7 protein-coding genes are annotated in these 8,024 nt (G+C 72.5%); 2 read left to right on the top strand and 5 right to left on the bottom strand.

What is annotated here, in order from left to right; all coding sequences use genetic code 11:
- Positions 1 to 22 precede the first annotated feature (22 nt).
- The 4 genes from ACOJTC_RS07685 to ACOJTC_RS07670 all read right to left on the bottom strand — a co-directional run bounded on the left by ACOJTC_RS07685 (position 23) and on the right by ACOJTC_RS07670 (position 5,137).
- Positions 23 to 616, bottom strand: coding sequence for a GTP-binding protein (locus ACOJTC_RS07685; RefSeq protein WP_420116317.1), 594 nt, complete (start codon positions 614 to 616; stop codon positions 23 to 25).
- Position 617: 1 nt separating this feature from the next.
- Positions 618 to 995, bottom strand: a complete 378-nt coding sequence (locus ACOJTC_RS07680) for a DUF742 domain-containing protein (protein ID WP_088643989.1) — start codon at positions 993 to 995, stop codon at positions 618 to 620.
- 93 nt (positions 996 to 1,088) lie between these two features.
- Positions 1,089 to 1,493, bottom strand: a complete 405-nt coding sequence (locus tag ACOJTC_RS07675) for a roadblock/LC7 domain-containing protein (protein WP_067304724.1) — start codon at positions 1,491 to 1,493, stop codon at positions 1,089 to 1,091.
- Positions 1,490 to 5,137, bottom strand: a complete 3,648-nt coding sequence (locus tag ACOJTC_RS07670) for a nitrate- and nitrite sensing domain-containing protein (protein WP_420116316.1) — start codon at positions 5,135 to 5,137, stop codon at positions 1,490 to 1,492. Before ACOJTC_RS07670 ends, ACOJTC_RS07675 begins: the two co-directional genes overlap by 4 nt.
- A gap of 277 nt (positions 5,138 to 5,414) precedes the next feature.
- On the opposite strand from ACOJTC_RS07670, the gene ACOJTC_RS07665 reads away from it, so the two are divergent.
- Positions 5,415 to 5,933: an ATP-binding protein gene (locus ACOJTC_RS07665; protein WP_420116315.1), complete on the top strand. Its 519-nt coding sequence runs from the start codon at positions 5,415 to 5,417 to the stop codon at positions 5,931 to 5,933.
- A gap of 1 nt (position 5,934) precedes the next feature.
- Here the strand turns inward: ACOJTC_RS07665 and ACOJTC_RS07660 are convergent, their stop codons facing one another.
- Positions 5,935 to 7,011 carry an adenosine deaminase gene (locus tag ACOJTC_RS07660; protein WP_420116314.1) on the bottom strand — a complete coding sequence of 359 codons (1,077 nt, stop codon included), beginning with the start codon at positions 7,009 to 7,011 and terminating at the stop codon, positions 5,935 to 5,937.
- A 208-nt stretch (positions 7,012 to 7,219) separates the two neighbouring features.
- Between ACOJTC_RS07660 and ACOJTC_RS07655 the strand changes: the two genes are divergently transcribed.
- Positions 7,220 to 8,024: putative RNA methyltransferase (locus ACOJTC_RS07655; protein WP_420116313.1), on the top strand; the 805-nt coding region annotated here is incomplete at its 3' end.

Here is an 8,024-nt window from a genome sequence, read left to right as displayed (position 1 = left end):
CACCGGGCGCGTACGGAGTCGGTCAGGCCGGCGCGACCGCGCGCGAACGGCGCATGGTCAGCACGTACTCGACCAAGGAGATCAGCACGTGCTTGGTCGACTCCCGGTTACGGGCGTCGCAGGCGACCACCGGCACGTCGGTCGAGATCGCCAGCGCGTCCCGGACGTCCTGCGGATCGTGGTACTGCCTCCCGTCGAAGCAGTTGATCGCCACCAGGTACGGCAGCCGCCGGTGCTCGAAGAAGTCGATCGCCGCGAAGCAGTCGGCCAACCGGCGGGTGTCGACCAGCACCACGGCACCGATGGCACCCCGGACCAGTTCGTCCCACATGAACCAGAACCGCGTCTGACCGGGTGTACCGAACAGGTACAGGATCAGATCCCGGTCGATCGAGATACGGCCGAAGTCCATCGCCACCGTGGTCGTCGTCTTGCCCGGCACCTGCCGGGTGTCGTCGACGCCCACACCGGCAGAGGTCATGATGGCCTCGGTGGTCAGCGGCGTGATCTCCGAGACCGAGCCGACCAGCGTCGTCTTGCCGACGCCGAACCCACCGGCGATAACGATCTTCGCCGACGTCACGCGCCCGTTCGGGGCAGGCGGCCGCTGCGACATGTCAGAGCCTGCGAAGTCCACTCAGCACCCTCTCCAGCAGTTCAGTGCCCACCGCGTCGTCCGAGTCGTCCAAGATGGTCGGCTCGTGGACCGCGACCAGGCCGTCCGTCGCCATGTCGGCGATGAGCACCCGGGCCACGCCGAGCGGAAGCTGCATCCGCGCCGCGATCTCGGCGAGCGACTGCACACGTCCGTCACACAGCGCGGCGATGTACTGGTGCTCCCGGCCCTGACCGCCGTTGCCACCGGCAGCAGCGCGACCGCGCACCGTCGTCTCGACGAGCGCCTCCAGGGCGATGTCGAGCCGGGGACGGGTACGACCACGGGTCACGGCGTACGGTCGGACCAACGCCCCTGTCGGTTCGTCACGATCGACCATGTCGCCGCTCACCTCCTTCGTCCCCGGCACCGGCTCTCACCCGGTGGAACCCGTCGTTCTTGTCGTCCCGTGCCGACCAGGCGGTCAGCCCGGTCAGCCCATCATCCCGACAGCCGTACGGGCCTGCGGCGTGAGCGCGTCACCGACCCGGTCGACCAGTAGCGCCATCTCGTACCCGACCTGACCGACGTCGCAGCTGCGCGCGGCCAGGACGGCGAACGACGACCCGTCCGAGATGGACATCAGGAACAGGAAACCGTTGTCCATCTCGACGACGGTCTGCAACACCGCGCCGCCCTCGAAGCAGCGGGCCGCGCCCTGGGTCAGGCTGACCAGGCCGGACGCGATCGCGGCCAGCTGGTCGGCCCGGTCCCGGGGCAGGTCACGCGACGAAGCGAGGAGCAGGCCGTCGGCGGAGACCGCGACCGCGTGCGCGACACCTGGCACCCGGTCGGCGAAGTTGGCCAGCAGCCAACCCAGATCCTGCGTAGTTGTCATCCTTCATGCTCCTTCTGCCCGCTCCCGCCCGCCCGGCCGGAGCCAGACGACGAGGATTGCTGCCCGCCCGGAGTCGCGTCCGGGTTGGTGGGGTTGTCCGAGGTGGTCCGGCCGCGTTGCACACCTCGATGGTAGGCCGAGAGCAGACCCCTGACCGCTTCCGGCGTCCGCCGCTGCACCGACGTGGTCGGCTTCTCGATAGCCCCCGGCACGAGCTGCGCCATCGGCGTCCGCTTCGGCAGACCGGTCTGGGTGGTGCCGGAAACCGGTGCTTCGGTCGCAGCCACCGCGGCCCGCCAGCCCTCGTCGGCGGCGGTCTGCCAGCCGGCGGGCGGCGCGGCGGAACGTCGGTTCGCCGGGCCCTCGCCCCGACCGGGGAACCCGCCACCGTTCACTGTCGACCCGTTGTCACGCGGCACGCCCCCGGCCGGCGCAGTGTCTGCCATCGGTGCGCTACCTGTCGTCCCTGGTGCGGTGTACTGGGCCGGGTGACCGGCGGTGTCGACGGCTGCGTGGGCCGCCGTCGTGCCGTTGGCCGCCTGCTTGGCACCGGCCGCGTCCTCGGGGCCGGGCTTACGGGTACGGAACCAGGCCGACTCCAGCTCCCGGAAGATCGGCAGCTCCATCGTCTCGTCCGCGTACCGCTGCTGGGGAACCTGCTGCGGTGCCGACGGCCGGTTGGCCGGCGTCGTCTGGGCGGTCCGCACCGGCGGGGCGGGCTGCCGCGTGACCGGTGCTGCCGGCTCGGATCGGGGCACCCGGGGCAGCTCGGTGGTCATGTCCAGCGCGGCGGCGAGCCGCTCGGGAACCGGCGGGGTGGCCGTGTCCCGGTCCGGGTTCGCGACCGGCGGCCAGGCCGGCGGGGCGGCGGCGCCCGGCGCGGCCCCGCCCGAGGTGGGCCGGGACGGCAGCGGACCGGTGGGCGACCCGGAGACCGGCGCGACCGGGCCCGGCTGACCGGCGTACGGGGACGCCGACACCGGGTAGCCCGGGGCGGGCTGGCCCGACACCGGGTAACCGGACGTCGGCTGACCCGAGACGGGCTGACCCGAGACCGGTTGACCGGACACCGGGTAACCGGAGACCGGCTGGCCCGAGACGGGCTGGCCGGACACCGGGGCGACCGGGTACGCGGGCGGCAGCGGCGGGGCCGACACCGGCGGCACCGGCGGGGAGCTGTACGGACGGGCCTCGGGGCTGCTCGGCAGCTGGCGCGGAATGACCGGCTGCTGCCCGGTGCTGTCCGGGTCGTCGGTGCTCCGCCGCTGCGGCAGCGGGTCGATCGCGTGCCCGTTGGTGGCCCGTGGGTTGGTGAAGCCGTCGCCACCGTTGATCCCGCTGGCGCCGGTGAGGTCGGACCAGGCGGGCATTCCGCGCCCGCCGTTGGCGGGGGCGGGCGAACCGTTGCGCGGTGCCGGGTCGAAGGGCCGACCGCCGAGGGTGACCTGGTTGCCGGAGTCGCCCGACCGGGGGGCCGGCGGCTGGCCGTTGCCGAGGGCGGGAAGCGCGCCGAAGGCCGGTGAGGTGCCGGCACCGCCGAAGGCCGGCGCGGCACCGGAGCCACCGAAGGCCGGGGCCGCACCACCGAAGGCCGGGGCGGACCCGCCGCCGAACTGCGGGCCGGCCGGCAGGCCCGGCGTGCCGGGGGCCCGGCCGGTGAGCGCACGGGGCACCAGCACCGACGTGGGCAGGACGACCTCGGCCACGGTGCCCCGGTCGGTGCCGGGACGCAGCTCGACCTTGACGCCGTGCCGGGACGCCAGCCGGGCCACCACGACCAGGCCCATCATCCGGGAGACGGCCACGTCGACCTGGGGTGGCGTGGCGAGCCGCTCGTTGAGGTCGGTCAGCTGCTCGGCGCTGATGCCGATGCCCCGGTCCTCCACGTAGAGCGACGCGCGGTCGCCGACCCGACGGGCCTCGACCATCACCTGGGAGTCCGGTGGGGAGAACGCGGTCGCGTTGTCGAACAGCTCGGCGACCAGGTGCACCAGATCGTTGACCGCGTGCGCGGAGACCTCGATGTCCCGGTCGATGACCCCGAACTCGATCCGGGTGTAGTGCTCGACCTCGGACTGGGCGGCGCGCAGCACGTCGATCAGGGCGGCCGGTTCGCGCTGCACGCGGGTCGAGTCGGCACCGGCGAGGACCAGCAGGTTCTCGTCGTTGCGGCGCATCCGGGTGGCCAGGTGGTCGAGCTGGAACAGCTCGGCCAGGCGGTCGGGGTCCTCCTCGCCGCGTTCCAGCCGGTCGAGGTGGCCGATCAGCCGGTCGACCAGGATCTGCGAACGGCGGGCGAGGTTGACGAACATCGTCGCGACCGAGGAGCGGAGCGCAGCCTGCTCGGCGGCCGTCCGGACGGCCTCCAGGTGGACGGCGTTGAACGCCTCGGTCACCTGGCCGAACTCGTCGCGGCTGCGGACCGGCAGCGGCTCGGCGATCTGGTTGGCCAGCTGGTCCGGGGACTGCTGACCGGTGAACTGCGGGTCGCGTAGCCGCGCCACGGCCTGCGGCAGGCCGAACTGGGCGATGGACAGGGCACCCTGGCGTAGTTCCCGCAGGGAGCGGGCCATCGACCGGGCGACCAGGTAGGCGAAGAGGATCGCCAGCAGCAGCATGCTCAGCAGCAGGCCGGTCTCCAGGAAGACCTGACGCTGCACGTCGGAGCGCAGCTCGTCGGCCTTGGCCACCACGTCGCTGTCCAGGCGCACCTCGACGGCCCGGTTGAGCTGGGCGTACGCGACCATGGCCGCGTCCCACTGGTCGGTGCTGAAGGTGATGCCGTCGAGCTTGTCGCCGTTGAGCGCGCTGACCTGGCCGGCGTAGATGTCGGCCTGCCGCCGGTCGGAGCCGGAGACGGTCTGGTCCTGGAACTCGCGTTCGGCGCGGCTCGCCACGGCCTGGAAGCTCTGCAGGGCCTGCTGCTCACCGGTGTTGCTGGAGATGTACAGCTCACGCAGGGCCGGGGTGTACGCCTTCTGGAGCAGCACCTGGTGCACCGCGATCCGGCGGACGGAGGCGTACTCCTTGGCGCGGGCCATCGCGGCGGCGGCGCGCATCTGGTCGCTGAGGTCGTTGTCGCCGGCGAGCTGGGTGGCCGAGTCACGGATGGTGATCAGATTGTTGATCAGGCCGGTGTACCGGCTGACCGCCTCGCTGAGCCGCAGCTTGCCGTTGTAGACCTGGCTGCGGATGCCGGGCATCTCGGTCAGGTCGCTGTCGATCCGGTCGAGCTGCGTCTCCAGGGAGGACGGCAGTCCCTCGATCTCGGCACGCTGCTGCGAGTACGGCGCCTTGGACTGGTCGACCCGCTGGTTGACCCGGTTGTACGCCTCCTGGTATTGGGCGCGGGCCTGCCCCTTGGGCGAGCCGAGCAGGAGGACGGCGTTGGTGCGCTCGTCCTGGAGGGTGTTGACGAGGTCGCCTGAGTAACCCACCAGGTTGGCCAGGTCACCGGCCCGGTTGGCGTTGTTGAGCGTCTGCAGGTGGTCCACCAGTCCGCTGGTGCCCACGACGACCGTGGCGATGGTCGGCACGATCATGATCAGCCCGAGCTTGGACCAGATCGGCATGTCACGGAGCCGACCGGCCGGCCGACGCAGACGCGACAGGAAGGAGTTCGCCGTCGTTGGCCGTTTGCTCACGTCACCGCCCTCGCGATTACAGCGTCTCCGCGTTGCCACGGGCAACGCCCAGCGGCCGACCCGGCGGGTCGGACCTCCGAGATTCCATCACGCCTCCCCTGAAAGAGAAAGCCCAGGTTGTCGGTCGCCGGAGGTGTGATGAGATGTTGATGCAATTTGATCGCAATCCGTCTTTCCGGAGTTACCCAAAGTAATGGATTATCGCCACCGCGTCGTGCTCCTCGCCGGCCCCTCCGGGTCTGGAAAGTCGTACATAGCGCAACGAACCGGTCTTCCCGTGCTCTGCCTAGACGACTTCTACAAGAACGGTGATGACCCGACGTTGCCGAGACAGAACGGACTGGTCGACTGGGACGCGCCCGAGTCGTGGGACGCGGGAACGGCGGTGGAGACAATTGCCCGACTGGCCCAGCAGGGCCGGGCCGATGTGCCGGTCTATGCGATCGGTGCGGATCGACGGGTGGCCACCCGGCCATTCGAGGTGACCGGATCGCCACTCTTCATCGCCGAAGGGATTTTCGCCGCCGAGATCGTCGCGGAATGCCGACGCCGGGGGCTGCTCGCCGGGGCGTACGCGCTGCGCCGGCCGCGCGGGGCGACCTTCGTCCGGCGGCTGGCCCGGGACCTGTCCGAACAGCGCAAGGCACCGAGGGTGCTGATCCGGCGCGGGCTGGCGCTGCTGCGCGCCGAACCGGCGGTGCTGCGCCGGCAGACCGGCCTCGGTGCCGAGGCCGCGCACGCGCGGGAGTTCCTGCGCCGGGTGGCCGACCTGGTCGCCGGCCACCCGCACCGCTGAGTCAGCCGATCAGCTTCGCGTACGCCGGCTTGATCACCTCGTCGATGATCGCCAACCGCTCGTCGAACGGGATGAAGGCGCTCTTCATCGCGTTGACCGTGAACCACTGGAGCTCCTTCCAGCCGTAGCCGAAGTTCTCCACCAGCAACGCCATCTCGCGCGACATCGAAGTGCCGCTCATCAGCCGGTTGTCGGTGTTCACCGTCACCCGGAACCGCAGCTCCCGCAGCAGCCCGATCGGGTGCTCGGCGATCGACGCCACCGCCCCGGTCTGCACGTTCGACGACGGGCACAGCTCCAGCGGGATGCGCTTGTCCCGCACGTACGCGGCCAGCCGGCCGAGCGTCGGCACCGGACCCGGGGTGTTGTCGTCGACGATCCGCACCCCGTGGCCGAGCCGGTCCGCCCCGCACCACTGGATCGCCTGCCAGATCGACGGCAGCCCGAACGCCTCACCGGCGTGGATGGTGAAGTGGAAGTTCTCCCGCTGGAGATACTCGAAGGCGTCCAGGTGGCGGGTGGGCGGGAACCCGGCCTCGGCGCCGGCGATGTCGAAGCCCACCACCCCGGCGTCGCGGTGCCGGACGGCCAGCTCGGCGATCTCCTGCGACCTGGCGGCGTGCCGCATCGCGGTGAGCAGGGTGCCGACCCGGATCGGGTTGCCCGACCCGGCGGCCTCCGCGCTGCCCTCCACGAACCCGGCGACGACCGCCTCGACCACCTCGTCCAGGGTGAGGTTCTGCTCCAGGTGCTGCTCGGGGGCGAACCGCACCTCGGCGTACACCACGCCGTCGGCGGCCAGGTCCAGCGCGCACTCCCGGGCCACCCGGCGCAGCGCCGGGGCGGTCTGCATGACCGCGACGGTGTGCGCGAACGTCTCCAGGTAGCGCTCCAGCGAACCGGAGTGCGCCGCCTCCGCGAACCACCGGCCGAGCGCCTCCGGATCGGTGCTCGGCAGCTCGTGCCCCACCTCGGCGGCCAGCTCGACGACCGTCGCCGGCCGCAGGCCGCCGTCGAGGTGATCGTGCAGCAGCGCCTTCGGGACCTTGACGATGTCCTCGTATCGGATTGCGACCATCCCCCGACCCTAGTCACGCCCCCCGACCGCCCGCGATCAGGCTCGCGCGGCCCGCGTTCGGCCCGCGGCCCGCGCCCCGGACGCGGGCCGGACGCGCAATGTCGCCGGTACAGCGGCATCAACGCGAACGGATACCGCTACATCGCCCCACCTGCGTCGGGCGGATGTGTCGACGGGCGGGCCGGCCGCGCGCCGTAGGCTGCTGCGGGTGACCGCGCCGCACCCGTTCGAGCAGCCCGTCGACGCGACGCACCCGCAGATCGTCGCCCGGCTGCGCTGCCCGGTCTGCACCCAGCCGCTGGCCGCCGCCACCGACACCCGCGCACTGCGCTGCCCCCGCCGGCACAGCTTCGACCTGGCCCGCCAGGGGTACGTCACCCTGCTCGCCGGCCGGGCCCCGCACGTCGGGGACACCGCCGAGATGGTCGCCGCCCGCGCCGACTTCCTGGCCGCCGGGCACTACGACATGATCTCGTCTGCCCTGGCCGAGGCGGCGGCATCCGCCCTGGCAACGCCCGCCGGCCCCGCCGACGCGAGCGGCCCGATCGAGGCGAGCGAACCCGCCAAGGCGACCGGACCCGCCAAGGCGAGCGGCCCGGCCAAGGCGAGCGAACCCGCCAAGGCGACCAGACCGGCCAAGGCGAGCGAACCCTCCGAGGCGAGCGAACCGGCCGAGGCGACCGGACCGGCCGAGGCGAGCGAACCGACCGAGGCGAGCGGACCGGCGACCAAGATCGGACCGGCAGCCGCCGGCGAACCGGCTGAGGCGAGCGGGAGGGCGGACCGGGCGGCGGGCGGGTCGGAGGGGGTGGGCTTCGGGGCGTACCCGCTGGTGGTGGAGGCCGGGGCGGGCACCGGCCGGCACCTCGCGGCGGTGCTGGCGGCGTGGCCGGGCGCCGTCGGCCTGGCCCTGGACGTCGCCAAGCCGGCGCTGCGCCGCGCCGCCCGTGCCCACCCGCGCGCCGCCGCCGCGCTCGCCGACACCTGGCAGCGGTTGCCGCTGGCCGACCGGT

The organism is Micromonospora sp. (assembly GCF_048594385.1).
GTDB classification, from domain to species: domain Bacteria; phylum Actinomycetota; class Actinomycetes; order Mycobacteriales; family Micromonosporaceae; genus Micromonospora; species Micromonospora wenchangensis.
The sequence above is the reverse complement of the archived record's forward strand: the minus strand, read 5'-3'. Positions and strand labels throughout refer to the sequence as shown.